The 26,032-nt window shown below is 57.9% G+C and carries 26 protein-coding genes; 23 read left to right on the forward strand and 3 right to left on the reverse strand.

Going from position 1 to position 26,032, the window contains the following annotated elements; translation table 11 throughout:
• Positions 1-3: 3 nt before the first annotated feature.
• Together ACR0E2_RS02695 and ACR0E2_RS02700 are read right to left on the reverse strand one after the other, a co-directional pair.
• Positions 4-1,404 (reverse strand): selenium-binding protein SBP56-related protein, encoded by a 1,401-nt coding sequence (locus tag ACR0E2_RS02695; RefSeq protein WP_480445069.1) that lies wholly within the window; start codon positions 1,402-1,404, stop codon positions 4-6.
• A gap of 117 nt (positions 1,405-1,521) precedes the next feature.
• Entirely contained in the window at positions 1,522-2,253 is a 732-nt protein-coding gene (locus tag ACR0E2_RS02700; RefSeq protein WP_171231673.1) for a FadR/GntR family transcriptional regulator, read from the reverse strand.
• Between the two features lie 115 nt (positions 2,254-2,368).
• Between ACR0E2_RS02700 and ACR0E2_RS02705 the strand changes: the two genes are divergently transcribed.
• The 19 genes from ACR0E2_RS02705 (at position 2,369) to ACR0E2_RS02795 (ending at position 19,139) form a co-directional block, all read left to right on the forward strand.
• Positions 2,369-3,133, forward strand: coding sequence for a DUF2182 domain-containing protein (locus ACR0E2_RS02705; RefSeq protein ID WP_171168684.1), 765 nt, complete (start codon positions 2,369-2,371; stop codon positions 3,131-3,133).
• A gap of 4 nt (positions 3,134-3,137) precedes the next feature.
• Entirely contained in the window at positions 3,138-3,842 is a 705-nt protein-coding gene (locus ACR0E2_RS02710; protein WP_480445070.1) for a DUF1326 domain-containing protein, read from the forward strand.
• Entirely contained in the window at positions 3,842-4,369 is a 528-nt protein-coding gene (locus ACR0E2_RS02715; protein WP_480445072.1) for a DinB family protein, read from the forward strand. Before ACR0E2_RS02710 ends, ACR0E2_RS02715 begins: the two co-directional genes overlap by 1 nt.
• Positions 4,370-5,473, forward strand: a complete 1,104-nt coding sequence (locus tag ACR0E2_RS02720) for a dimethylsulfoniopropionate demethylase (RefSeq protein ID WP_480445074.1) — start codon at positions 4,370-4,372, stop codon at positions 5,471-5,473.
• 89 nt (positions 5,474-5,562) lie between these two features.
• Complete coding sequence (acuI, locus tag ACR0E2_RS02725; RefSeq protein ID WP_480445076.1) at positions 5,563-6,558, forward strand: acryloyl-CoA reductase; 996 nt, start codon at positions 5,563-5,565, stop codon at positions 6,556-6,558.
• A gap of 181 nt (positions 6,559-6,739) precedes the next feature.
• Positions 6,740-7,303, forward strand: coding sequence for a ribosome recycling factor (gene frr, locus ACR0E2_RS02730; RefSeq protein WP_171632603.1), 564 nt, complete (start codon positions 6,740-6,742; stop codon positions 7,301-7,303).
• Between the two features lie 9 nt (positions 7,304-7,312).
• Positions 7,313-8,044 carry an isoprenyl transferase gene (locus tag ACR0E2_RS02735; RefSeq protein ID WP_171116012.1) on the forward strand — a complete coding sequence of 244 codons (732 nt, stop codon included), beginning with the start codon at positions 7,313-7,315 and terminating at the stop codon, positions 8,042-8,044.
• Positions 8,041-8,823, forward strand: a complete 783-nt coding sequence (locus tag ACR0E2_RS02740; protein WP_480445077.1) for a phosphatidate cytidylyltransferase — start codon at positions 8,041-8,043, stop codon at positions 8,821-8,823. Before ACR0E2_RS02735 ends, ACR0E2_RS02740 begins: the two co-directional genes overlap by 4 nt.
• Positions 8,823-9,995 (forward strand): 1-deoxy-D-xylulose-5-phosphate reductoisomerase, encoded by a 1,173-nt coding sequence (gene dxr, locus ACR0E2_RS02745; RefSeq protein ID WP_480445078.1) that lies wholly within the window; start codon positions 8,823-8,825, stop codon positions 9,993-9,995. Before ACR0E2_RS02740 ends, dxr begins: the two co-directional genes overlap by 1 nt.
• A 4-nt stretch (positions 9,996-9,999) precedes the next feature.
• Complete coding sequence (gene rseP / locus ACR0E2_RS02750) at positions 10,000-11,352, forward strand: RIP metalloprotease RseP (RefSeq protein ID WP_480445080.1); 1,353 nt, start codon at positions 10,000-10,002, stop codon at positions 11,350-11,352.
• Positions 11,353-11,430: 78 nt separating this feature from the next.
• Positions 11,431-11,559, forward strand: a complete 129-nt coding sequence (locus ACR0E2_RS02755) for a hypothetical protein (RefSeq protein WP_256367495.1) — start codon at positions 11,431-11,433, stop codon at positions 11,557-11,559.
• A gap of 169 nt (positions 11,560-11,728) precedes the next feature.
• Positions 11,729-14,047, forward strand: a complete 2,319-nt coding sequence (bamA, locus tag ACR0E2_RS02760) for an outer membrane protein assembly factor BamA (RefSeq protein ID WP_480446171.1) — start codon at positions 11,729-11,731, stop codon at positions 14,045-14,047.
• A 108-nt stretch (positions 14,048-14,155) separates the two neighbouring features.
• Positions 14,156-14,632, forward strand: coding sequence for an OmpH/Skp family outer membrane protein (locus tag ACR0E2_RS02765; RefSeq protein ID WP_253283443.1), 477 nt, complete (start codon positions 14,156-14,158; stop codon positions 14,630-14,632).
• Between the two features lie 73 nt (positions 14,633-14,705).
• Positions 14,706-15,179, forward strand: coding sequence for a 3-hydroxyacyl-ACP dehydratase FabZ (fabZ, locus tag ACR0E2_RS02770; RefSeq protein ID WP_152457928.1), 474 nt, complete (start codon positions 14,706-14,708; stop codon positions 15,177-15,179).
• Complete coding sequence (lpxA, locus tag ACR0E2_RS02775) at positions 15,176-15,961, forward strand: acyl-ACP--UDP-N-acetylglucosamine O-acyltransferase (protein ID WP_480445082.1); 786 nt, start codon at positions 15,176-15,178, stop codon at positions 15,959-15,961. The genes fabZ and lpxA overlap by 4 nt, the downstream gene beginning before the upstream one ends.
• Before the next feature lie 4 nt (positions 15,962-15,965).
• Positions 15,966-16,760, forward strand: a complete 795-nt coding sequence (locus tag ACR0E2_RS02780) for an LpxI family protein (RefSeq protein ID WP_171204729.1) — start codon at positions 15,966-15,968, stop codon at positions 16,758-16,760.
• Positions 16,760-17,926 (forward strand): lipid-A-disaccharide synthase, encoded by a 1,167-nt coding sequence (gene lpxB, locus ACR0E2_RS02785; RefSeq protein ID WP_480445084.1) that lies wholly within the window; start codon positions 16,760-16,762, stop codon positions 17,924-17,926. The genes ACR0E2_RS02780 and lpxB overlap by 1 nt, the downstream gene beginning before the upstream one ends.
• Positions 17,919-18,494: a hypothetical protein gene (locus ACR0E2_RS02790; protein ID WP_171228729.1), complete on the forward strand. Its 576-nt coding sequence runs from the start codon at positions 17,919-17,921 to the stop codon at positions 18,492-18,494. The genes lpxB and ACR0E2_RS02790 overlap by 8 nt, the downstream gene beginning before the upstream one ends.
• 99 nt (positions 18,495-18,593) lie before the next feature.
• Complete coding sequence (locus tag ACR0E2_RS02795; protein ID WP_480445085.1) at positions 18,594-19,139, forward strand: carboxymuconolactone decarboxylase family protein; 546 nt, start codon at positions 18,594-18,596, stop codon at positions 19,137-19,139.
• On the opposite strand, the gene mnmA is transcribed toward ACR0E2_RS02795, so the two are convergent.
• The gene (gene mnmA, locus ACR0E2_RS02800; RefSeq protein ID WP_480445086.1) at positions 19,136-20,281 is read right to left on the reverse strand and encodes a tRNA 2-thiouridine(34) synthase MnmA; all 1,146 of its coding nucleotides are present in this window, start codon (positions 20,279-20,281) and stop codon (positions 19,136-19,138) included. The two genes, ACR0E2_RS02795 and mnmA, sit on opposite strands and share 4 nt — an antisense overlap.
• Before the next feature lie 128 nt (positions 20,282-20,409).
• Here mnmA and sciP point away from each other — a divergent pair, with 128 nt between their 5' ends.
• The 4 genes from sciP (at position 20,410) to recG (ending at position 25,969) form a co-directional block, all read left to right on the forward strand.
• Positions 20,410-20,703 carry a CtrA inhibitor SciP gene (gene sciP / locus ACR0E2_RS02805; RefSeq protein ID WP_171168228.1) on the forward strand — a complete coding sequence of 98 codons (294 nt, stop codon included), beginning with the start codon at positions 20,410-20,412 and terminating at the stop codon, positions 20,701-20,703.
• A gap of 86 nt (positions 20,704-20,789) precedes the next feature.
• Positions 20,790-21,506, forward strand: coding sequence for a response regulator transcription factor CtrA (gene ctrA / locus ACR0E2_RS02810; protein ID WP_152457936.1), 717 nt, complete (start codon positions 20,790-20,792; stop codon positions 21,504-21,506).
• Between the two features lie 123 nt (positions 21,507-21,629).
• A complete protein-coding gene (ligA, locus tag ACR0E2_RS02815) occupies positions 21,630-23,882 on the forward strand; it encodes an NAD-dependent DNA ligase LigA (protein ID WP_480445087.1) in 2,253 nt (750 codons plus the stop codon).
• Positions 23,879-25,969, forward strand: a complete 2,091-nt coding sequence (recG, locus tag ACR0E2_RS02820) for an ATP-dependent DNA helicase RecG (RefSeq protein ID WP_480445089.1) — start codon at positions 23,879-23,881, stop codon at positions 25,967-25,969. The genes ligA and recG overlap by 4 nt, the downstream gene beginning before the upstream one ends.
• Positions 25,970-26,032 lie beyond the last annotated feature (63 nt).

Raw genomic sequence — 26,032 nt, forward strand, 5'->3', positions numbered from 1 at the left:
AACTCAGACCGACGGATAGCAGAAGCTGTCGGTTGAACAGTCTCCGCCCTCCAACCGGATCTGGTGGCTGCGATAGCCCTTGGGAAACTCTACCCAGAACTTCGGGTCCAGTGTCAGACCACCATTCTCGCCGACATCAGCCTTGACCATGGCCGCACCACCTTCCTCGGGGTAGAACTGGTCGTCCCACGTGGAATAGAGCGAATTGGTCCAATAGACGCGTTTGCCGTCACGGCTGATTTCGACCATCTGTGGGCCATAGCCAAAGTTTTGACCATTTGGATGCTTTGTCTTTTTGACGATTCCACCGATCTCGACCTTGCCTGCCAGGGTTGGGTTCATCGGGTCGGATACATCGTATTGATGCATCTCGCCGGTTCCCCAGCACGCGACATAGAGGTACTTGTCGTCCAGGCTCAGGTCGATATCAGTGACCAGCGGCGGAACGGCTGAGAAGCCCTTCAGAAGGTCAGGAAGATCATCAGGATTAGCGGGTTGCGGATCGATTGTTATGGTCTTCTTGGCTTCGAACGTGCCGTCATCATTGCGCCACCAGGTGAAGATCGCACCTTGCAGGTTGGTCGTATCGACGACAACGCCGCAGAACCCGTATTGTTTTACGGGATCATGCGCGGGGCGGATTTCCAGGGCCATCTGATGGTTTTCGCCCAGATCGATGGTTTGAATATTCGTCCGGTTCCGAAGGTTCCAGAAATGGATCCGGTGGCCGTATTTGTTGGACAGCAGATCCTCGGCCACCAGCCCGTTTTCGAATTGCGGCGGCAGCCCCCATTCGGAACTGACCATGTAGTCACGCGGCAGGTTCCACCAGAAATCATAATGCTTGTCCTGCACGCCGCGCTCGATCTCATAGCGCCCGATGATATCGAAGGTCTCGCAATCCATGATGAATATGCCCGGAGGGCCATCTGTGCCGTCGGGGCCGCCGCCACCAAGGGTGCTGACATAGATGCCCTCAGGCCCGCAATGGATCGTGTGCGGACGGGAATACCCTGTCTTTGCAAAGACTTCTTCGGGTTCGATGATCTTGTGAATCTTGGCCTCAAGTGGGTTTTTCACGTCAATGACATAAATCCGGCTGGACCGGATGCCCGGAATGATCAGATAGCGCCGCTCCAGAAACGCGTGACCGCTCAGCGGCGACAGGGAAGAAGAACACGCGTTCCAGCCAAAATGGTGAAATTCGTCGCCCTTTTCGGGCATGATCACCTGATGCACGATCTTTCCGAAATCGTCCGAGCTTGGATCGACATTCACAACCGCCAGCCCGTCGGGTTGAGAAAAGTCAGGGCTGAGCATCAGCGTGAATGCAAGCGTCTCAGCGGGGCCCTCCATCGCAAGTTTCGCGGATGGATAAAAACTTGGGTCCGGTCTTTGGTTCATAACGTCCTCCCGTAAGTCATTGAACTTCAATTCATATTGAAAGTTCCGATCTTGGCGCCGGATAAAAATCTGCCCGCTTTTTTGCCCCTTGTTCTGATCTTGTTTCGAATGCGGCCCTCAGGTCGGTTTACGTTTGCTTTCGACCACGTCGTGGGCCAGCCGTCGTGTGTAATGTTCCAGATCAATAAGTGCGGTGTCTACGGTGTCCGCGTCTTTTGCCTCAAGCGCGTCCACTATTCTGCTGTGCAGTCCGATGATCTCTTCGCGGGATCGCGCGGTAAACGTGATCATGTTCATCAGCGGTTGCATCGCTTCCACGGCGCCTGCCAGCTGATAGGACAGGACCGGGTTGCCAGCCCCATCCACCAGCGCGCGATGGAAAGTCACGTCCGAGGCGCAAAATGCTTCGTCCGTCAGTCCCGGTTGAGACTGGCGGAATATTTCTGCCCGCATGGTCGCCAGGTGATCTGCCGTGCGCCGCTGCGCTGACAAAGGCGCACAGGCCCTTTCCAGGGCATATCGCGCCTCGCATGCGGTATCGAAGCTGACCGCATTCATCGACAGCAGCAATGTCGAAGTCGTGACTTGCTGAGAATAGGCATCCTCAAAGCTCAGGCGATTCACGAACGCTCCGCCAGAAGCGCCGCGTTGCGTGCGGATCAAGGATTGCGCGGCCAGCCGTTTCAATGCCTCACGCACGGTCGGGCGAGAGACCTGGAACTGATCCGACAGTTCGGCTTCGGACGGCAGGCGCGCGTCCACGATCAGTTCGCCCGATACAATCGCATCCCGAATGGCCTGGGCGATCTGGGCAGACAGGTCTGCGGTTTTCCGGGGCGCGGTTTTCATCTTCAGACGACCTTGGGCAAATTTTTATTTGTCTGACATTTAAAAGTCTGACATTTGAAAAGCAAGGGAGTTGAGTCGGGAGGCCGAAGTGAGTCGTACGTGGCTGCGCAGCGGAATGTGGCTGGGCTTTTATGTTCTGATCTTGTGGGCGTGGTGGGTCATGTTCTCGATGAGCCGGGACATGGACCTTGATCTGATCGGCCGTCCGGGGCCGATGGGGCAGGCGATGGCCGCGATGGATCCGCGCATGGATATGTACATGCCCATGGCCGAGTTCGGCCCGCTGTTTTCAATGTGGGCGATCATGATGGCGGCCATGATGCTGCCGACCCTGATCCCGACCCTGCGCAGTTACGATGACCTGATCCGCAGCGCAAATGGCAGCCGCGCCGGCTGGCTGGGGGTTCTGGCCGGGTATTCCATCGTCTGGGTCGGGTTTGCGGCCGTGATCGCAGGAATTCAGCTGGTTCTGCTGTTTGGCGGTGTTGTCGATATGCTGGGAATTGCCAAATCCGGATGGGTCGCGGGCGGCTTGATGATTGCCGTGGGCGCCTTTCAGTTTTCCCGCGCCAAAGAGGTGTGCCACGGTGTCTGCCATGCCCCGATGACCTATTTCCTGGGACATTGGAGAACCGGTTTTGCAGGTGGCGTGCGCATGGGCCTGGGTCTTGGCGCCTTTTGCGTCGGCTGTTGCTGGGGCTTCATGGCACTTGGCTTTGTCGGCGGTGTCATGAGCCTGTTGTGGATGGGGCTCGCGACCCTGTTCATGGTTTTGGAGAAACTTCCTCAGATCGGGCACGCCGTGACCCGTCCAATGGGGTTTGTGTTGATTGCGGGCGGTCTTGTCCTGCTCGTGTATCCAATTAGCTACGGAGGATAAGCCAATGGCTAAAAACAGAAAACCAGACGCCGACCGGCTGCCCGTCAGCCAGCGCATCGACAGCCGCATGCCCAATCCCAAGCGGCGAGAGATGAGCCCGACGGAATGGGCCATCAGGGGCGAGCTGATCCTGAACTGTTCATGCGACGTGTTCTGCCCCTGCGTGGTGTCACTGGGCGCACATCCCCCCACGGAGGGTCACTGCCATGCGTGGATGGGTATCATCGTTGATGAAGGCCACTATGAAGGCGAGGATCTGTCGGGCCTGAATGTCGGGTTGCTGGTCGATATTCCGGGCCGGATGGGTGAAGGCCAGTGGAAAGTCGCCGCTTATGTTGACGAGCGCGCAAGCGGCAAGGCTTATAACGGTTTGTTGCAAATCTTCAGCGGTCAGGCGGGCGGCACGACCGGTCTGTTTACCATGCTGGTCAGCGAGATCATTGGGGCGGAACGGGCGCCGGTCCAGATTGAGCGCGACGGAAACAAACGTCGGATCGCGATTGGTCGCAAAATCCAGGGAGAGATCGAGATGCTTGCGGGCAAGGACCCGGAGCATCCGGTGATGGTCTCAAATTCCAAATACTGGATGGGACCTGACATCATCGTGGCGCGTGGCACCAAATCGAAGGTGCGCGACTATGGCCGGGTCTGGGACTTTGGCGGCAAGTCCGCTGAAATCTGCCCGATCGACTGGCACGGGCCCAAATGATGATCACGGGTGGGTATGCGCAGGAAATGGCGCGTTACAATCGCTGGCAGAACAAACAGTTGGCAGAGTTTTTGCAATCTCTGACACCGAAGGAGCTGACCCTTGAACGCGGGGCGTTCTTTGGCTCGATTTTGGGCACGGTGAACCATCTGCTGTGGGGCGATTGGATGTGGATGTCGCGTTTCGAAAAGCGCGACGGGCCAGATGGCAATATTCACAAGGCAGGCGGAGGTATCCATGAAAGCGTATACCTGTGCCCGGATCTGCCAAGCTGGTTGGCGTTACGCGAAAAGATCGATGCGCGTATCCTGAACTGGGCAGAAGGGCTGGGGGATGATCCGCTGACCGGATCGTTCACGTGGTATTCCGCCGCAAAAGAGGCAGATGTCACAATGCCTTACGCGCTGTGCGTGATCCATTTCTTCAATCATCAGACCCATCACAGGGGACAAGTGCACAAAATGCTGACCGAGACGGGCTCGGAAGCGCCTGTCAGTGATATCGTCTTTATGCCGCAGGAGGTATGAATGCCGCAGATTTCCGCCTCACGCCGCTTGCGGCGCACTCCGTTCTCTGAAGGAGTCGAAGCTGCCGGGGTCAAGGGCTATACGGTTTACAACCGCATGTTGTTGCCGACGGTTTTTGAAAGTGTTGAAGCCGATTACCGACATCTGAAGACCCATGTGCAGGTCTGGGATGTGTCGTGCGAGCGGCAGGTTGAATTGCGCGGCCCTGATGCTGCGCGTCTGATGCAGATGCTGACCCCGCGCGATCTGCGCGGAATGCTGCCGGGGCAATGTTTCTATGTGCCGATCGTTGACGAAACCGGCGGCATGCTGAACGACCCGGTGGCGGTGAAGCTGTCCGAAGACCGCTGGTGGATCTCGATTGCCGACAGCGATCTGTTGCTGTGGGTCAAAGGGATCGCCGTTGGGTACCGTCTGGATGTGCTGGTGGATGAACCGGACGTGTCGCCGCTTGCCGTTCAGGGCCCGAAGGCGGACGAGCTGATGGCGCGTGTCTTCGGGGACCGAGTGCGCGATATCCGTTTCTTCAAATTCGACATGTTCGAGTTCGAGGGGCGCGATCTGGCCGTCGCGCGATCCGGTTATTCGAAACAGGGTGGTTTCGAGATATACGTGGAAGGTGGCGATATCGGCATGCCTTTGTGGAACACCCTGTTTGCCGCCGGCGAGGACCTGAACGTGCGCGCGGGCTGCCCAAACCTGATCGAACGCATTGAAGGCGGGCTGTTGTCCTATGGGAACGACATGACCGACGACAATACCCCGCATGAATGCGGTCTGGGAAAGTTCTGCAACACGCATACCGCGATTGGCTGTATCGGTCGGGATGCCCTGTTGCGTGTCGCCAAGGAAGGGCCGGTGCAGCAAATCCGGCCAATCGCCATCGCCGGTGAGCCTGTACCGGGCTGCGATCGTTCCTGGGACCTGTTTGCAAGCGGCAAGCGCGTGGGGCAGGTGACATCGGCGGCCTGGTCTCCGGATTTTGAAACCAATGTGGCGATCGGTATGGTGCGCCTGAGCCATTGGGATGCCGGGACGGAACTGGAAGTGGAAACACCGGCCGGGATGCGCCGCGCGACCGTGCAATCGCATTTCTGGATCTAGCAATGCTAAGGACGCTGCCGCGTCGACCTCGGGATATTTTGAACCAGCTGACGACATGGGCTGGTTGCTGAACACGAAAGGAATGACAGATGTTCAATGCACTTGTGATGGACAAGGATGAAGAGAGCGGACTTGCCACCGGCTCGATCAAACAATTGTCGGTGGATGATCTGCCGCATGGTGATGTCACGGTTGCGGTCGAATATTCCACGGTGAACTACAAAGACGGCCTGTGCCTGTCTCCGAAAGGGGGCGGGCTGGTGCGGGCCTATCCGCATGTCCCGGGCATTGACTACGCCGGCACGGTCGAGGTCTCATCGGATGACCGCTACAAACCCGGTGACAAGGTTGTTCTGACCGGATGGCGCGTTGGTGAGGCACACTGGGGCGGCTATTCGCAAAAAGCCAACGCGCGGGCCGATTGGCTGGTGCCGCTGCCCGATGGGCTGACAACGCGTCAGGCAATGGCTGTGGGCACTGCCGGGTTTACTGCGATGCTGGCGGTCATGGCGCTGGAGGATCATGGGCTGACCCCGGATCGTGGACCGGTATTGGTGACCGGAGCCGCGGGCGGTGTCGGGTCGGTGGCCACGGCCATTCTTGGCAATTTGGGCTATGAGGTCGCCGCGGTCACCGGACGGCCCGAAACCGGTGACTATCTGAAATCACTTGGTGCGACGACCATTGTGCCGCGCGACGACCTGAACGAGACCACAAAACGCCCTCTGGAAAGCGAAACATGGGCGGGCTGCGTTGATGCTGTGGGCGGCGCCATGCTGGCACGTGTTCTGGGCCAGATGAAATACGGATGCTCTGTTGCTGCGGTAGGTTTGGCAGGGGGGGCTGCTTTGCCTGCGACGGTGATTCCGTTCCTGCTGCGCGGCGTGAACCTTTTGGGCATCGACAGCGTGATGCAGCCCTATGACAACAGGGTGCGCGCGTGGAAACGGATCGCCACGGATTTGCCGATGGACAAGCTTGAGGCGATGGTTCAACCGGCTGGTCTGTCCGATCTGCCGCAACTGGGCGCCGACATTCTGAAAGGTCAGGTCAAGGGCCGCGTCGTGGTGGATGCGAACGCCTGAGGCTGACCCATGAACTCAACCTGGCCGAAGAAACTCGGCCAGGTTCCGGAAAAGATGTTTGCCCAAATTGGCCGCAACACCTCTGGCCATTGATACAATTCCCGATCATGATTGCTATACATCCCAATTGCGATGGCGTAAGACCCATCCAAAGATTACCTGAAGACGGGGAGTGAGCAGAATGTCTGACGACTTCGAACTGGACACCAATGATCTGCAGCGCCGCATGGATGGCGCAATGGCCAATTTGAAAACCGAATTTGCATCATTGCGAACAGGGCGTGCTTCGGCCTCGATGCTGGAACCTGTCATGGTTGACGCTTACGGTTCGATGACACCGATCAACCAGGTGGGCACCGTGAACGTGCCCGAACCGCGAATGGTCACTGTAAACGTCTGGGACAAGTCACTGGTGGGTAAGGTGGAAAAGGCCATCCGCGAAAGCGGTCTTGGGATCAATCCGCAATTGAACGGCACCATCATAATGCTGCCGATACCCGAGTTGAACGAAGAACGTCGCCGCGAGCTGAGCAAGGTCGCCGGTCAGTACGCGGAAAACGCACGCATTGCGATCCGGAACGTGCGTCGCGATGGCATGGATCAGATCAAGAAGGCCAAGGCGGACGGCATGTCGGAAGATGACCAGAAGCTTTGGGAAAGTGAAGTTCAGGACATGACGGATGAGATGATCAAGGCCGTAGATGCTGCGCTCGAAACCAAGCAAGCCGAAATCATGCAGGTCTGAGCCGAACTGATGCCAAAAGACCCGCAAACCGAGCTGGAGTCCGGCCCGCGCCATGTGGCCATCATCATGGATGGCAATGGTCGTTGGGCGCAGGCGCGCGGCCGTCCCCGGCTGTTCGGCCACCATGCCGGTGCGCGGCGCGTGCGCGAGGTTGTCGAGGCCTGCCCAGGTTTGGGGATCAAGTACCTGACGGTGTTCGCTTTTTCGACCGAAAATTGGAAGCGGACCCAGGTCGAGGTGGCTGGCCTAATGAACCTGTTCCGCCGCTATATCATCAAGGAAACCCGGACACTTGCGGATAATGGCATCCGCGTTCGGTTCATCGGGGATCGGGTCCGGCTGGATTCCAAGTTGATCGAGTTGATGGACTCGCTGGAAGAAGAAACCAAGAACAACGATCTGGTTCATTTGACCGTCGCGCTGAATTACGGTGGGCGCGACGAGGTCGCACGCGCCACCAAGCGTCTGGCGCGGGATGTGGCTGAAGGGCGGCTGAAACCCGAAGAGGTGGATGAAGAAACTCTTCCTAAATATCTGGATACGCGTGTTCTTCCTGATCCCGACCTTGTTATTCGAACCAGCGGTGAAGCGCGGATTTCAAACTTTCTTCTTTGGCAATCGGCTTACTCGGAATATGAATTCATCGACACTCTCTGGCCGGACTTCACTGCTGCTGAACTGGCCCGTCTGTGCCAGAATTACGGCACCAGAGATCGACGGTTCGGAGCGGTTCTGGCATGAGAGACGGCCGATGGTCTGACCTGACAACACGGGTTCTTTCTGCTGCGGTTCTGGTCGTGATCGGATCAATCGAAGTCTGGCTTGGCGGGTGGTGGTTCGAGACCTTCATCGCCGCAGCCTGTGGTCTGATGACGTGGGAATTGGTTCGAATGATCGACCCGCAGTCCCGCGGCGTGGCTGTTCAATTGGGGATTCTGACAAGCGTCACCGTGGTTCTCAGCTACCATCTGCCGCCGATTTACACTTTGCCGGTCGTACTTGCGCCTGCGCTTGTGGGCGTGGGGCAGATCAGTCGTTCGAAGGTTCTGTTTGGGATGTTCGTGGTCTGGATCGTCGGGGCCGGGCTGGGTTTCATTTCGATCCGGGAAAATTCCGGTTTTGGCTGGATGGTTTGGCTGATTGCTGTCGTGGTCGCCACGGACGTCGCGGGCTATTTCGTGGGCAAGGCGGTCGGCGGCCCGAAATTCTGGCCCAAGGTCAGCCCGAAGAAAACGTGGTCGGGAACCGCCGGCGGGTGGGCCGCCGCGGCATGTGTCGGCGCGGTTTTTGCAAGCCTGGCCGGCTTTGGATTCGGTTTTGTCGTTGTTTCCGTTCTGGCTTCAATGGCAAGTCAGGTCGGTGATATTGTCGAAAGCGCGGTCAAGCGCAAGTTCGGTGTCAAAGACAGTTCGAACCTTATACCGGGCCATGGCGGCTTTCTGGATCGGTTCGATGGCATGATGGGTGCCGCGCTGTTCGTTCTGATCGCGGGGCTGATCTATTCGCCGGGTGAAATGTAATGCGAAAGGTATCTGTTTTTGGGGCCACCGGGTCGATCGGGCAGAATACGATTGATCTGATTTCGCGCGCACCGTCCGAGTATGACGTCGTGGCCTTGACCGGTGGTGGCAATATTCAAAGGCTTGCGGATGACGCGCGTCGGCTCGGTGCCGATGTCGCCGTCACCGCTCATGAAGACCGGCTTGATGACCTGCGTTCCGCTTTGTCCGGCAGTGGCGTCGAGGCGGCTGCGGGCCCGCACGCCATCGTCGAGGCCGCGGCCCGTCCGGCGGATTGGATCATGTCGGCCATTGTCGGCTCGGCCGGGTTGGCGCCGGGGATCGAGGCGTTGAAACAGGGGACGACCCTGGCACTGGCCAACAAAGAGACATTGGTCTGCGCAGGATCACTGGTTCTGGAAACGGCCAAACGGCATGGTGCGCGATTGCTGCCGGTCGACAGCGAACATTCGGCGGTGTTTCAGGCTTTGGTCGGTGAAGACATCGAAACAGTCGAGCGTGTGATCATCACCGCCAGTGGCGGGGCGTTCCGAGATTGGCCCCTGAGTGAACTGGTGAACGCGACTGTTGAACAGGCCTCCAGCCATCCGAATTGGGATATGGGTCAGCGTATCACCATCGACAGTGCATCCATGTTCAACAAGGCGCTGGAAGTCATAGAAACAAAAGAATATTTCGGTGTCGAACCGGATCAGATCGAAGTGCTGGTTCATCCGGAATCCATAGTGCACGCTCTGGTCGGGTATCGTGATGGCGCGATGATGGCCCATATGGGGGCACCCGATATGCGCCACGCCATCGGTTACGCGCTGCATTGGCCCGAAAGACGGGAATTGCCGATACGGCGCCTTGATTTGGCAAAGCTGGGGCAGTTGCGTTTCAACGCGCCGGATCTGGCACGTTATCCCGCATTGAAACTGGCCCGAGACGTGATGGCGCGTGGCGGCCTGGCGGGCGCTGTTTTCAACGCCGCGAAGGAACGTGCGCTGGATCATTTCATCGCACGCCGGACCGGATTTCTGGATATGGCTGATGCCGTCGCCGCGGTTCTCGACAGGTTCGACGCGTCAGACAGCCTTATTGATGCCCCGATGACCCTTGATAACGTACAGCGAACAGACCATCTGGCACGTCAGTGGATCGATGACGCTGTGGTGGAACGAGCAGGATAGAATTTTGGACGTACTTTCCCTAATCCCGCAATTTGGCAATCTTCTCTGGACGATTGTCGCGTTTGTCATCGCATTGTCGGTCATCGTCGCGGTGCACGAATACGGCCACTACATTGTGGGGCGTTGGTCTGGTATCCATGCCGAAGTGTTCTCGATCGGGTTTGGCCCGGTTCTCTGGAGCCGTGTCGACAAACGGGGGACCAGATGGCAGATCGCGTTGCTGCCGTTTGGGGGGTACGTAAAGTTCCTGGGCGATGCCAATGCGGCATCGGGCAAGGATGAAAAGGCGATGGAAGGCATCGCCACCCAAAGCCCGGAAGAGCTGCGCCGCACCATGCACGGTGCCCCTTTGTGGGCACGGGCCGCAACGGTCGCGGCCGGACCTGTCTTCAACTTTGTCATGTCCATTCTGGTGTTTGGCCTGATTTTCTGGTCACAGGGCGTATCGAAAGAGCCGCTTACAGTCGGATCGTTGCAACCCTTGCCGGGCACTGTGCAGGAACTGAGAGAAGGTGATGTGATCACCGCAATCGCCGGTATCCCGACACCTGACTATGATGAAGAGGGCGCCTGGCAGGACTTTATCGAGGCGCTGCCTGTGGAACCGGTTCTGGACTACACGGTGAACCGGGACGGTGAAACCCTAGATGTACAAGCACCATGGATGTTTCCACCCCTGATCCGCCAAGTGGCCCCACGCAGTGCGGCGATGGATATTCAGCTAAAACAAGGCGATGTCATCACGGCGGTGAACGGGGAACCGATCTTTGCCTTCGAGCAGCTGAAGGACTTCGTCGAAGGGTCCGATGGCCGGGTTCTGCTGTTGGACGTCTGGCGGGATGGGTCCGAGCTGGAATTCGCATTGGCCCCGCGACGCACGGATGAACCTCAGCCGGATGGCGGTTTCGTCACCCATTGGCGGATTGGGATCATCGGCGGCATGATGCTGGAGCCGGCAACTGAACCGGCTGGTATTCTGGATTCACTGACCGGCGGTGTCAGACAGACGGTCCGTATCATCGAAGGGTCGCTGTCGGGTATGTGGCACATGGTGACGGGGGCAATCAGCACCTGCAACATCTCGGGGCCGATCGGAATTGCCGAAACCTCGGGGGCAATGGCCAGCCAGGGGGCGCAGAACTTCATTTTCTTCATCGCGGTTCTGTCGACGGCGGTCGGATTGCTGAACCTGTTTCCGATCCCGGCATTGGATGGCGGGCATCTCGTGTTCTACGCCTATGAAGCCATTGCAGGGAAACCACCCAGTGATGGGGCCTTGCGGGTGCTCATGGGGGTAGGGATCACCTTAATTCTCACCCTCATGCTGTTTTCAGTGAGCAACGATCTGTTCTGCTAATTGTGGCGCGCGGCGCAAGATTGGGCCGCAATATTGCCTCATTCTGACGTTATGGCTTTTGCGTCTGAGGGAAAAGCCATGACCAAAACGCTGAAAAAATCGTATCAGAGCTTTAGCTTCCTGTTCGTGCTGAATTGGGATGTTCTGCTGAGCTTTGCGGTTACGGCGTTGGCTATGGCAGGTGCCGCCTATCTGGCGGCCATGTGATTCTTACCGAAATTAACGTCGTCAATTTGAATGGCAGTCTTCGCGGCTGCTTCTATTTCGCCTTTTGACAAGCTCATTCAATCCCGCTACTCAGCATTAAAGTCTTAAATTCTGGGTAGAGCATAAAATGACTGACAGGCGAGGGGCGGGCACATCCTGCGGGCAGCAAATGCCAACAAACAATATTTTGTGGCAGGCGCTAGCGGTTCTTTTCCTTTTTGTTGCTGCAAGCTTAATGACTTTTCCGCATGCAGCACTGGCGCAAAATTTCACGATCAATTCGTTTGACGTTGAGGGCAATCGCCGGATTGAAACCGGTACGATCATCGCCCGAACGGGAATCGAACCTGGCCAGACCGTAACTGCGGGCCAGCTCAATGATGCCTATCAGCGTTTGCTTGACAGTGGTGTATTTGAAACAGTTGAGCTGACGCCGCGGGGGTCTACGCTGGTCATCACGGTTCAGGAATATCCGACGATCAATCAGATCAGCATCGAGGGTAACGCCCGTGTCAAAGACGACGTGTTGTTGGACGTTATAGAATCTCAGCCGCGCCGCGTTTTTACCCCACAGTTGGCCGAGTCTGACGCCGACATGATCGCTGAAGTGTATTCAGCCCAAGGCCGAGTTGCCGCGACCGTAATCCCTCGGATTATCCGCCGTAGCGACAACCGAGTTGATCTGGTTTTTGAAGTGGCAGAAGGCACGACCATTGAAGTGGAACGTGTCAGCTTTGTTGGCAACCGTGCCTTTTCGGACCGTCGTTTGCGCCGCGTTCTGGAAACCAAGCAGGCAACCTTCTTGCGGACGTTCTTCCGGAACGACACGTTCATCGGCGATCGTATCGAGTTCGACAAGCAAGTCATTCGGGATTTCTACCTTTCACGAGGCTATGTCGACTTCCGTGTGAACAGCGCCAATGTCGAGTTTACCCGTGAAAGGGATGCGTTCTTCCTGGTGATGAATGTCACCGAGGGCCAAAAATTCTCGTTCGGTAAAATCACGACCGTCAGTGAGATTCCGGGCGTCGATCCGGCACCTTATCAGGACGCGCTGAAGATCAAACCCGGCGTGACATATACGCCGACGCTTGTTGAAAACTCGATTACAAGACAAGAGCGACTGGGCCTGAAGCAAGGCGTGGATTTCCTTCGGGTGGAACCACGTGTTACGCGCAATGACCGCGATCTGACTTTGGATGTCGAATTTGTTCTGACAAAAGGTCCTCGGATCTTTGTCGAGCGGATCGATATTGAAGGCAACACAACCACCCTGGACCGAGTGATCCGCCGGCAGTTTGACACTGTCGAAGGTGACCCGTTCAATCCACGCGAAATCCGTCAGGCTGCGGAGCGTATCAATGCCTTGGGCTTCTTTGCCGTCGCCGAAGTCGAACCGCGCGAGGGATCGTCGCCTAGCCAGGTCATTCTGGACGTAGACGTTGAAGAACAACCCACCGGCTCGCTGAGCCTTGGAGGCAGCTACTCGGTTACGGACGGTTTCGGGATTGCAATTGGTCTGAACGAATCCAACTTCCTGGGCCGAGGCCAGAACCTTGGAGTTTTAATATCTACAGCACAGGACTCGGAACAATACACACTCAGCTTTACCGAGCCCTATCTGCTGGGCCGCAAGCTGCGCTTTGATCTTGGTCTGGGGCTGTCGGCTACCAATTCCGGGTTTGCAAGTTACGATACAAGCAGTCTTTTCTTCACACCGCAGTTGACCTACGCGATTGGTGAGTTGTCGGCTCTGCGGCTCCGCTATGGCTGGGACCGCAGCGAGATGACGCAGCAGAGCAACGAAGTTAACGGTGCGGTGATTTCTTCAGAAATTGCGCAGGGCAAACGGACGTCCAGTTCGTTGGGACTGTCCTACATTTATGACAGCCGTCTCGGCGGCCTGGACCCCAACACTGGCGTTCTGTTTGAAGTAGGTGTGGATGCCGCCGGACTTGGAGGGGACAACAAATTCTTCAAGACCACGGCTCGTGGCATCGCGCAAACCCGTGTTTGGAACGAAGAGGTGGTGCTTCGGGCAACGATGGAACTGGGCGCTCTGCATTGGCGCGGAAACGATTTCAGCCGTACTGTTGACCGGTTTGTGCTGGGCCCCAATACTTTCCGGGGTTTCGAACCTGCGGGTATCGGACCGCGTGACCTGTCCAACGGTCAGGATGACGCGATCGGGGGCAACTACTACTGGGTTGCCCGTTTCGAAACCGACTTCCCGCTGGGTCTTCCCGAGGAACTCGGTCTGCGCGGTGGCTTGTTCTATGATGTTGGCAACCTCTACAACATCGACAACGTCAATACGGCAGGTGCAACTATTGTCGGTGCAAACGGATCGATCCGGCACGTGATCGGAATTTCGGTGCTCTGGGAAACTCCGTTCGGGCCGTTGCAGTTCAACTTCTCGCAGCCTCTCAAGAAAGAATCTTTCGACAAGGAGCAGAACTTTGACTTCACGATCCAGGCCCGGTTCTGATCCGCGATGCTGAACAGATTGCTTGGCAGAACACGGGGCCCGCTTTGGGCCCTGTGCGCTTTTATGACGACGGTTTCGGCGCCTTTGGCAAATGCTCAGCAGCTTGGTATGCCACAATCCAGTGTTGTCACCCTGTCCAGTGAAGAGTTGTTTGCCAAGTCCGCGTTTGGACAGCGCGTTTTGCGCGAAATTGAAAAGGAAAGCGCCTTACTGGCCGAAGAAAACCAACGGATTGTCGCGGAACTGAGCCGCGAAGAAAAGGAACTCACCGAGCAGCGCGCCACCATGTCGGCCGACGAGTTCCGCCCCCTGGCCGAGGCGTTTGACCTCAAGGTTCAGTCCCATCGTGAGGGGCAAAGGGCAAAGCTAGATGTTCTGTCTCGTCGCAGTGAAGAAGCCCAGCAGACCTTTTCCGAGATTGTGCGCCCGGTGCTTGTCGATCTGTTGCGCGAAATTGGAGCCAGCGTGATGATCGAGCGATCCAACGTCGTCGTAAGCACGTCAGACATTACCGATGCCGCAATTATCCGAATAAACGCTGCGATTGGTGATGGAAGCGACTTGCAAGAGGATCAGGGCGAATAGGTTCGCTTGCCCTTGCAGTGCTGTATTGCTAACCACGCAAAAAAAGAAACATCCAAAACGGGATATCTGCATCATGAGCACTGAAACCAAAAGCGCAGACATTCAGCTAATCCAGAGGATTCTGCCGCACCGCTATCCGTTTTTGCTTGTCGATAAGGTGGTAGATATCTCGGGCTATCAGTCGGCGCGTGGAATCAAAAACGTCACCATGAACGAACCACATTTTCAGGGGCATTTCCCCGGTACGCCGATCATGCCGGGTGTCACCATTGTCGAGGCAATGGCGCAGACCGCCGGTGTGATGCTGGGTGTGGGAATGGACGTCATCGACACCGAACTGTTGATTTACTTCATGAGCATCGACAAGTGCAAATTCCGCCGCAAGGTTGTGCCCGGTGATGTGCTGGAAATGCATGTGGAAACCGTGCGTGGAAAAAAAGGCGGAAAGCTGTTCAAATTCAGCGGCCGCGCAACAGTCGAAGGCGAAGTCGCCGCCGAGGCGGAATTCTCGGCCTATGTCGACTGGGATATGGAAAAAACAACATGAACGGAGTCCATCCCAGCGCAATTATTGAAGATGGTGCGCAGATTGGACAGGATTGTATCATCGGTCCCTTCTGCCACGTGGGCCCACAGGTGAAACTGGGCGATCGGGTCGAGTTGAAATCGCATGTGGTCGTGACGGGCGACACCTCGATTGGCGAAGATACCGTTGTGTTCAATTTCTCGGTGATTGGTGAGATCCCTCAGGATCTGAAATTTAGTGGCGAAAACACCCGGCTTGAGATTGGCAAACGCAACCGCATTCGCGAGCATGTTACAATCAATACCGGTACGGAAGGTGGCGGAGGGGTCACGCGGATCGGTGACGACTGTCTGTTGATGGCGGGTGTTCACGTGGCCCATGACGTTCAGATCGGCAACCGTGTGATCATGGTGAACCATGCCGGCGCGGCGGGGCATTGCATCGTCGAAGACGACGTGATCGTCGGTGGCATTTCGGGGTTGCATCAATGGGTGCGCGTTGGACGCGGGGCCATTATTGGCGCGCTGACCATGGTGCCCAAGGATGTTATTCCTTACGGCCTGGTACAGGCGTCGAGGGGTGAGCTGGATGGCCTTAACCTCGTCGGTCTCAAGCGCAAGGGTGTATCGCGTGAGGATATCTCGGCGCTGCGCGCGGCCTTCAAGGAATTGTCCGACGGCGAAGGCACCTTTATGGATCGCGCCAGCCGGATCGGTGAAGGCAACGAAAGCCACTATGTGCAGCAGATCGTGGATTTCGTCACCGGCCACAGTGACCGATCCTTCCTGACCCCGAGGAAATAGGGTCATGCTTGCGTTGATTGCGGGAACCGGGGCGCTGCCGACCGAAGTTGTTGCGCAGTTGACAGAACGTCCTCTGATCTGCGCGATGGAGGGGTTTCTGCCGGACACCCTGAGCGCGGATGTCGTGTTTCCTCTGGAACAGCTGGGCAGTTTCATCGCTGACCTGAAGGCGCGGGGCGTGACCGATATCTGTCTGGCCGGCGCTGTTCGGCGCCCGCCAATCGACCCCTCGCGCATCGACGCCGCGACGCTGCCATTGGTTCCAATCATCCAAAAGGCCATCCTGTCCGGGGATGACGGAGCTTTGCGCGCCGTGATCGGAATTCTTGAAGGGGCCGGCCTCACCCTCAGGGCCGCGCATGAGATCGCGCCCGGTTTGTTGCCGCCTGTGGGATGTCTGACCGAGGCTCAGCCCTCGGACGCCGACATGGCCGACGCTGACCGCGCCGCCGGGATTCTTCGGGCAATGGGGGCGGCGGATACCGGGCAGGCCTGTGCCGTGTCAAAAGGGCAGGCGCTGGCCATCGAGGGGGTGTTCGGCACCGCGTGGATGCTGCAATCCCTGACCCAACGCCCCGACGCTGGCGGCGGCATTCTATTCAAAGGTCCCAAACCCGATCAGGATCGGCGCGCCGATTTGCCCGCCATCGGGCCGGAAACCGTTACCGACACGGTTGCGGCAGGTTTGTCCGGGATCGTTTTGGAAAAAGACGGTGTGCTGGTTCTGGAAAAAGAGCGCGTCATCGCTGAATGCAACCGTCTGGGTCTGTTTCTCTATATCCGCGAGCGGTCGGTCTGATGCGTGTCTTTCTGGTCGCCGGTGAACCTTCGGGCGACCGGTTGGGCGGCGCGCTGATGGAGGGGTTGAAAACCCTGGTGCCCGAGGTTGAATTCGACGGTGTGGGAGGCCAGCTGATGCAAGCGCAGGGTCTGCGCAGCCGGTTCCCGATGTCCGAACTCTCGGTCATGGGGCTTGTCGAAGTGCTGCCGAAGTTTTTTCACCTGAAACGGCGGATATCCGAGACGGCACAGGCGGTGCTGGACACGAAACCGGATGTACTGATCACCATAGACAGCCCGGATTTCAGCTTGCGCGTCGCCAAAATCGTAAAAGCCAACAGCAACATCCGAACCGTGCATTATGTTGCCCCCAGTGTCTGGGCCTGGCGCCCCGGGCGTGCAGACAAGATGGCAAAGGTCATCGATCATGTGCTGGCGCTTCTTCCTTTTGAACCTCCGTACATGGAGCGGGCAGGGATGGACTGCGACTTTGTCGGTCATCCTGTGGCCAGCGAGCCGATTGCCACACCAGACGAGATCGCGGCCTTTCGGAACCGCTTTGATCTGGCTGACGCGCCAATCCTGCTGGCTTTGCCCGGGTCACGGCGGGGTGAGATCGAACGCCTTGCAGAGTCTTTCGGCGGCGCGTTGCGGTTGTTCGTCGATGCCCACCCGAATTACCGCGTGGTGATTCCGACCGTTGGTGCGACAACCGATCTGGTAAATGACGTGGTGCGAAAATGGCGCGGCACCCCCGTGGTGCTGGACCCTCGCAATGCAGGCGCAGAGCAAGCCACAGCCGACAAACGTGCAGCCTTTGGCGCCGCAGATCTTGCACTTGCGGCCTCGGGGACGGTTTCGCTGGAACTTGCGGCGCAGAATACGCCGATGGTGATTGCGTACAAACTCAACTGGCTGACGCAGAAGGTGGCGGAACGGATGGTCAATCTGGACACCGTTACTCTGGTCAATCTGGTCTCGGACACGCGCGCCGTGCCGGAATGCCTGCTGGATGATTGTCAGCCTGAAAAGATCGCCGAAGCCTTGCGAAAGGTAGCCGACGCACCCGACGCGCAACAGCACGCCATGGACCTGACCATGGACAGGTTGGGGCGGGGGGGCGAAGCACCCGGCTTGCGCGCGGCGCGGGCGGTTTTGAACAGAATGCAGCCACGCAATGCTTGATCACGCGCTGTTTGCAGTCTCTGCGGGGATCGCGATGATCTCTACCAATCTGGACAATCTGGCTGTCTTGTTGGGCTTGATTCTGGTGATGGAACAGCGCCGTGCGATCGTGGGCTTTGCCGTCGCTCAGACGATCGTACTTTCCCTGGCCATGACCGTGGCCGTAGGCCTGAACCAGAGCGGCCTTCCGTTTTGGATCGGCTATCTTGGCCTTGTCCCACTGGTGTTTGGGTTGCGCGGAATCTGGCATCAGTTTCGCGAGGCGGACGCCGAAGGTGCGGAGTCAAAAGGGGCGGTGACTTCGGTGGTGACGCTTTTCCTGAGCCTCTCGATAGACAGTTTTGCGGTAATGACCCCTCTGCTTGCGGATTCGGCGCCGTCTTTTCGGGTCGTGGCGTTGATCGGTGCCGCCGGCGCGGCCGCCTTGCTGGTTGTTGTTGCGGCATGGGGGGCACCCCACGCCAAAAGCCTTGGCCCGCGCGTTGCCCGGCTGGATCGGATTGCGCCCTATATAATGGTCTGCGTTGGGCTCTATATTCTCTTCAATTCTCCCACCGATATGTTGTGACCCGACAAAGAGAGCGCTTCGTCTCGCATATGTGACCTGCAAGGTCTGTTGCTGGGGCGCAGGTCCAAGGTATCGTGACCCAGAAAAGGAGTTTTCGACATGACCCGCATCCCCACTTTGTCGGATCAGGAAATGACCGCCGACGCGCGCGCGTCCCACGCTGCATTGGGCGCCTATGGACCATTTGACAACTGGGCCCGCGTCGCAGCGTATTGCCCTCCGGTTCTGAACCATGTCACGGGAATGCTGACAACCCTGCGAGAGCAGGAAAACCTGCCGCGCCGTGCGTTGGAGCTGGCGATGGTGACGGTTTCAAAACTGAATTCCTGCGATTATTGCGTCTCGCATCACACACCGCTGCTGACCGTGGCGGGGCTGAGCCCCGAAGGGGCGGCGCGTCTGCCGGACGTCGAGGATCATCCGGAACTGGATGCCTGTGACAAGGCGGTCGTGCGCTATGCCGAAGCCGTGACGATCCGGTCGGGCCGCATGAAGGATGCCGAAGTGGCGGATCTGAGGGAATGGTTCACCGATGCCCAGATCGTCGAGCTGACCTGGCGCATCGCCTTGTGCGGTGCGTTCAATCGGTTCAACGATGCATTGCAGATTCAGATCGAACCCGAGGTCGAACCGGTTTCAGCCTAATACCCACGCCAGATCCAGCCGCCGCCGAACACGCGGCTGCCTTCGTTTGCGTAAAATACACAGGCCTGCCCGGGCGAGATGCCTTCCTCGGGGGTCAGCAGTTCGACCTCGGCCGTGGTGTCCGACAGCGGCCGAATGATTGCCTCGCGCGGCGGGCGGGTCGAGCGGACTTTGACGGACAGATGCCATTCATCGCGTGACGAAAAGGGTTCATCGCCCAGCCAGTTGATCTCGCGCACCGGAACGACGCGCGTTGCCAGCATCTCTTTCGGGCCGACAACGACCTGCTTTTTGTCGACGTCCAGTTTGACGACGTAAAGCGGCTCGCTAAGGCCGCCGATGCCAAGACCGCGACGTTGCCCGATCGTATAGTGGATCACGCCGTTGTGCTGCGCCAGTACGCGGCCATCGGCGTGAACGATCTCGCCGGGTTCCGCGGCTCCGGGGCGCAGTTTTTCGATGACGCTGGCATAGTTGCCGTCGGGCACGAAGCAGATATCCTGGCTGTCGGGCTTGTCCGCCACCGACAGCCCATACTGCGCCGCCATCTCACGGGTTGCGTCTTTTGACGGCAGGTGGCCCAGCGGGAAGCGCAGAAAACTCAATTGCTCTGGCGTGGTCGAGAACAGGAAATAGGACTGATCGCGATTGGCGTCTTCGGCGCTGTGCAGTTCCGGTCCGTTGGCGCCCATCTTGCGCTGAATGTAATGGCCGGTGGCCATGCAGTCTGCTTCGAGATCCTTGGCGGTTTCCAGAAGGTCCTTGAATTTCACGCGCTCGTTGCAGCGGATGCAGGGAACCGGCGTCGCGCCTGCCAGATAGCTGTCGGCAAACTCGTCGATCACGGCATCCTTGAAGATGTTCTCGTAATCCAGAACGTAATGCGGAAATCCCCGCTCTTCCGCCACGCGTCGCGCATCATGAATATCGATTCCAGCGCAACAGGCACCTTTCTTGGCCAATGCCGCGCCGTGGTCATATAGCTGCAAAGTCACACCGACCACATCATAGCCCTGATCGGCCAGATAGGCCGCGACAACGGAACTGTCGACGCCCCCCGACATCGCCACAACGACCCGCGTTTCCGAGGGTGGTTTGGCAAAGCCAAGCGAGTTCAGCGGGGTCTCGGTATCGAGGGCCATTGCAGATTCCAGTCCGGGTTAAGAAAGACCGGCAGAATATAGGAAAATTCTACACACTCTCAAGGGGCGGTTTCACGCGACTTTAAGTAGGCTGAGGGCAGCTTTGGTGCAGCAAGAAGGGTAAAGTGATGTATTTGCACAAAGTTGAAGGGCCAAGGTCTGTTGCTCTGCCGGATGGATCCATTTTGACGCATGCGGATTTGCCGCCGGCGAACACCAGGCGATGGGTGGCGTCACGCAAGATTCTTGTCGTGCGTGGCGTGCTTTACGGGCTGATCAGCCTGTCTGACGCAAAAAAGAAATACGGCCTGAGCGACGAAGAATTCAACGGTTGGGTTTCTTTGGTCGCGGAACACGGCGCCGAGGCATTGAAGGCGACGGCGCTAAAAAAGTATCGACAACCTAAAGGAGAGCGTGAATAAATGATTCAACGGTAACGTCAGATTAACCATTCTTGGTCAGGTTTAATTTTAATTGGAATTATTGACCCGAATTGGAGCAGTGAAAAATGCGCATACTTCTAGTCGAGGATGATCCGACCACGTCCAAAAGCATCGAGCTAATGCTGACGCATGCGAACCTTAACGTCTATGCGACGGATCTTGGCGAAGAAGGAATCGATCTGGCGAAACTCTATGACTACGACCTGATCTTGCTGGATTTGAACCTGCCGGACATGAACGGGCATGAGGTTCTGCGCCAGTTGCGGATCGCCAGGGTGGAAACGCCGATTCTGATTTTGTCCGGTGCTGATGATACCGAAAGCAAGATCAAGGGATTCGGCTTTGGCGCCGATGATTATCTGACCAAGCCCTTCCATCGCGAAGAACTGGTGGCACGCATCCATGCCATCATCCGCCGTTCCAAAGGGCATTCGCAATCGATCATTCATACAGGGCGGATTGCGGTGAACCTTGATGCAAAAACCGTGGAAGTGGATGGCAAGACGGTTCATTTGACCGGCAAGGAATACCAGATGCTCGAGCTGCTCAGCCTGCGCAAGGGAACGACTCTGACCAAGGAAATGTTTCTGAACCACCTGTATGGCGGCATGGATGAACCTGAACTGAAAATCATCGATGTGTTCATCTGCAAACTGCGCAAAAAGCTCAGCAATGCGACCGGCGGAGAGAACTATATCGAAACCGTCTGGGGCCGTGGCTATGTGCTGCGAGATCCGCAAAGCAACACGCTGGACGAAACACGGATGGCGGTCGGGCTTTGAATTGAACCACCCGTGCCGCCGGTGGTCCAGGGCGGCACATTGCACTCACGGCTCAGCACGTCTGGACCTGGCCATGGCCTCGCCCTATCACTGAGGTCCAAGTACGCGTGACAGGGCGAGGCCATGAGCAACTTAATTTCCATATCCGAGCTGACGGAAGATGAGGCGCGTGCCGAGCTTGCACGTCTGGCCGAACTATTGTCGAAAGCAAACACGCTGTATCACACGGCTGATGCGCCTGACATGTCGGATGCCGACTATGACGCTCTCAAACGGCGCAATGCCGAGATAGAGGCGCGCTTCCCTCATCTCAAACGTCCCGACAGCCCGACGGATCAAGTGGGTGCAAAGCCTGCTGATGGTTTTTCGAAGGTCACGCACGCCGTGCGCATGATGTCGCTGGGCAACGCTTTCGATGATGACGACGTGGCCGATTTCGACAGGTCGATCCGGAAATACCTGGGCCTTGGGTCTGGTGAAAGTCTGGCCTACACCGCCGAACCCAAGATTGATGGCCTGTCGCTGTCATTGCGGTATGAAAACGGACAGCTTGTTCAGGCTGCCACGCGCGGAGATGGTGAAGTCGGTGAAAACGTAACGGCCAATGCCCGCACGGTATCTGATATTCCGCGGCACCTGAAAAACGCGCCAGAGGTTCTGGAAGTCAGGGGTGAGGTTTACATGTCTCACGCGGATTTCGAGGCGTTGAACGCGCGGCAGGCAGAGCGCGGCGGAAAACCCTTTGCCAATCCAAGAAACGCGGCGGCGGGGTCTTTGCGGCAACTGGATCCGGAAATCACGCGCTCGCGCCCGTTGCGTTTCTTTGCTTATGCTTGGGGAGAGGTTTCAGAGCCATTGTCCGACTCGCAGATGGGGGCGATCGAGCGGTTGAAATCACTTGGATTTTCGACGAACCCCCTGACCCGCCTGTGCAAAACGACGCCAGAGATGCTGGAGCATTACCGGGATATCGAAGCGCAACGTTCCACCTTGGGCTATGACATCGACGGGGTCGTCTACAAGGTGAATGATCTGTCGCTTCAGGCGCGTTTGGGGTTCCGCTCAACTACGCCGCGATGGGCGATTGCTCACAAGTTCCCGGCCGAACTGGCCTGGACGAGGCTGGAGGCGATCGACATTCAGGTCGGTCGTACAGGCGCGCTTAGCCCGGTTGCCCGGTTGCATCCAGTGACTGTGGGTGGTGTTGTTGTGTCCAACGCCACATTGCACAACGAAGACTATATCGCGGGGCGCGATGCCAAGGGCGGCACGATCCGCGATGGCAAGGATATACGTGTCGGTGACTGGGTTCAGGTATACCGCGCCGGGGATGTGATTCCGAAACTGTCAGATGTTGATCTGTCCAAGCGCCCGGCCGGTTCGCAGCCCTTTACCTTTCCGACGCGCTGTCCGGAATGTCAAAGCGAGGCGATCCGTGAAGAAGGCGATGCGGTCCGCCGCTGCACCGGTGGCTTGATTTGCCCCGCGCAGGCCGTTGAAAAACTGAAACATTTCGTCTCACGCAAGGCGTTTGACATAGAAGGCCTTGGCGCGAAACAGATCGAGATGTTCTATGATGATCCGATCCTTCCGATAAAGACTCCGGCGGATATCTTTACATTGGAACAGCGTGACAGGGCCAATCTGGCACGGCTGAAAAACCGGGATGGGTGGGGGGAAACCTCGGCCAGAAATCTGTTTGCCGCGATCGACGAAAAGCGGACTATTCCATTTGCGCGCCTGTTGTTCGCTTTGGGCATTCGACATGTCGGCGAGGTCGGAGCGCGCGATCTGGCGCTGTTTTACCGCGATTGGGAGACCATGACGCAGGCCCTGGACACCGCCCGCCCTGCGGCTTTGGCGCAGCGGCAAGCGGATGAGGCCGAGGATGCCGAACGGGCGGCCGCGCTGGCAGAAGGTCGTCGGGCACGTGTCAAGGAAGTGCGGGATGCGGCCATAACCGCGGCGCGCGTTCCGCCGGATGCCAATGCCGCCTGGGCTGAATTGATCGGAATAGACGGGATCGGCGCAACGCTGGGTCTGTCCCTGTCCGATGCGTTTTCGAACGTGGAAGAGAGGCGCGCGTTCGATACGTTGCGCAAGGAACTGACAATCGTCACACCTGATGCGCCCGCCTCTGACAGCCCGGTGGCTGGCAAGACGGTTGTGTTCACCGGTACTCTGGAAAAGATGACCCGAGCCGAGGCAAAGGCACGGGCCGAGGCGTTGGGCGCGAAGGTTTCTGGTTCCGTCAGCAAGAAAACCGACATTCTGGTCGCGGGGCCCGGTGCGGGTTCGAAAGCCAGGAAAGCGGCAGAGCTGGGTATCGAAACCCTGGATGAGGATGGCTGGTTGCAGCTGATCGAAGGCGCATGAGCGGGAGGCCGGAACAGCTGTTCCCGCTGTTTGCGGGGCTTGAAACACTCGAGGGCGTCGGCCCCAAGACCGCGCAAGTTCTGGAACAGGCCGGCGTTGAGAGCCCACGCGACGTTCTGTTCGGCCTACCTTATGCCGTCGTCGACCGACGTCGGCGAGAGACGATTCAGGGCGTCGATCTGCCTGCGACGTTGACGGTTGAAGTGACGGTCGGCCCACACAGGCCGCCTCGAAACAAGGGTGGCGCATACCGCGTGCATGTCGAAGACAGCCAGGCCGATTTTCAGCTGGTTTTCTTTCACGCGCGCGGGGACTATCTGAAGAAAGTACTGCCTCAGGGCGCGCGCCGTGTGATATCGGGCAAGCTGGAGCTGTTCGACGGCATGGCTCAGATGGTGCATCCGGATCATATTTTGCCGGTCGAGCAAGCCAGTGAAATTCCGGAATTCGAACCGGTATATCATCTGACACAGGGGCTGACTCAAAAAACGGCCTTCAAGGCCACCCGCAGCGCATTGGCGCGGGCGCCAAAGCTGGCGGAATGGATCGACCCGGCGCAGATGGCACAGCAAAACTGGCCGGATTGGATCTCGGCAATTCGTGCCGGTCACAATCCTCAGGGGGCTGATGATGTCTCACCATTTGCGCCCGCGCGTCAGCGCCTGGCCTATGACGAGCTGTTCGCCCATCAGATGACGCTGGCTCTGGCGCGTCAGCGAGAGCGGAAATCCCGTGGTGTCGTCAGCGTAGGGACAGGCGCGTTGCAGTCCAGGGTGTTGGCCAGCCTTCCTTATCGTCCGACCAGCGCACAAAGCCGCGCGATCGAGGAAATCGCGGCCGATATGGCATCGGATTCCCGCATGAACCGATTGTTGCAGGGTGATGTGGGGGCCGGCAAGACATTGGTGGCCTTCATGGCCCTTCTGATTGCAGTCGAGGCCAAAGGGCAGGGCGTGATGATGGCCCCGACCGAGATACTCGCCCGCCAGCACCTGGAAGGGTTGCGACCGCTAGCGGAAGAGGCCGGAGTGGTGCTGGAATTGCTCACCGGGCGTGACAAGGGCGCAGAGCGGCGCGCCAAGCTTGAGGCTTTGAAAAAAGGCAATATCCAAATTCTGGTCGGCACCCATGCCGCGTTTCAGAGTGATGTTGAATTCAAAGCGCTGCGCTTGGCCATAGTTGATGAACAGCACCGGTTTGGCGTGCGCCAGAGGATGGAGTTGTCGGAAAAAGGGCAGGGCGCGGATGTCTTGGTGATGACCGCGACCCCGATTCCACGAAGTCTGGCGCTGGCGCAATATGGCGATATGGATGTGTCGGTGCTGGACGAAAAGCCGCCGGGGCGCAAACCGATCAAGACAGCGATTGTCAGTACGCAGCGCATGGACGAGGTCGTGTCGCATCTGCGCCGGGCGATTGATGAGGGGCGGCAATGCTATTGGGTCTGCCCCTTGGTCGATGAATCCGAGGTTTCAGACCTGACGGCTGCTGAAGAACGGTTCAAACGCTTGCGTGCCATATTGGGCGAAGGTGTGGTCGGGCTGGTTCACGGGCAAATGCCGCCGTCGGAAAAAGACGCGGCAATGTCCGCATTCCAGAACGGGGACACCAAGGTTCTTGTGGCCACGACCGTCATAGAAGTGGGGGTCAATGTGCCCAATGCCACGATCATGGTCATCGAACGGGCCGAAATCTTTGGTCTGGCCCAACTGCATCAATTGCGCGGCCGCGTGGGCCGGGGTGATGCGGAATCGACGTGTTTGTTGATGTATCAGCCGCCGCTCAGCGAGGGGGGGCGCAAAAGGCTGGAGGTTCTGCGTGAAACCGAAGACGGGTTCCGTATTTCGGAAACCGATCTGGAGATGCGCGGCGCCGGGGATCTGATCGGAACTGCGCAGTCCGGTCTGCCAAAGTTCCGCATTGCGGATCTCGAGCGTCAGGCCGGCTTGATGGCCGTGGCCCAATCCGATGCCCGGGCATTGCTGAATGCGGATCCCAAGCTGACCTCGGACCGGGGGCGCGCGGCACGCGTACTTTTGTGGCTGATGAAGCAGGATCAGGCGATCCGTTTGATTTCAGTGGGTTAGGCCAAAAGTTCCAGAAAGTTCACAAATGTTCTTAAAAAGTTCTTTACCGACTCGGGTAAATAT

It is taken from the genome of Ruegeria sp. A4 (genome assembly GCF_056543025.1).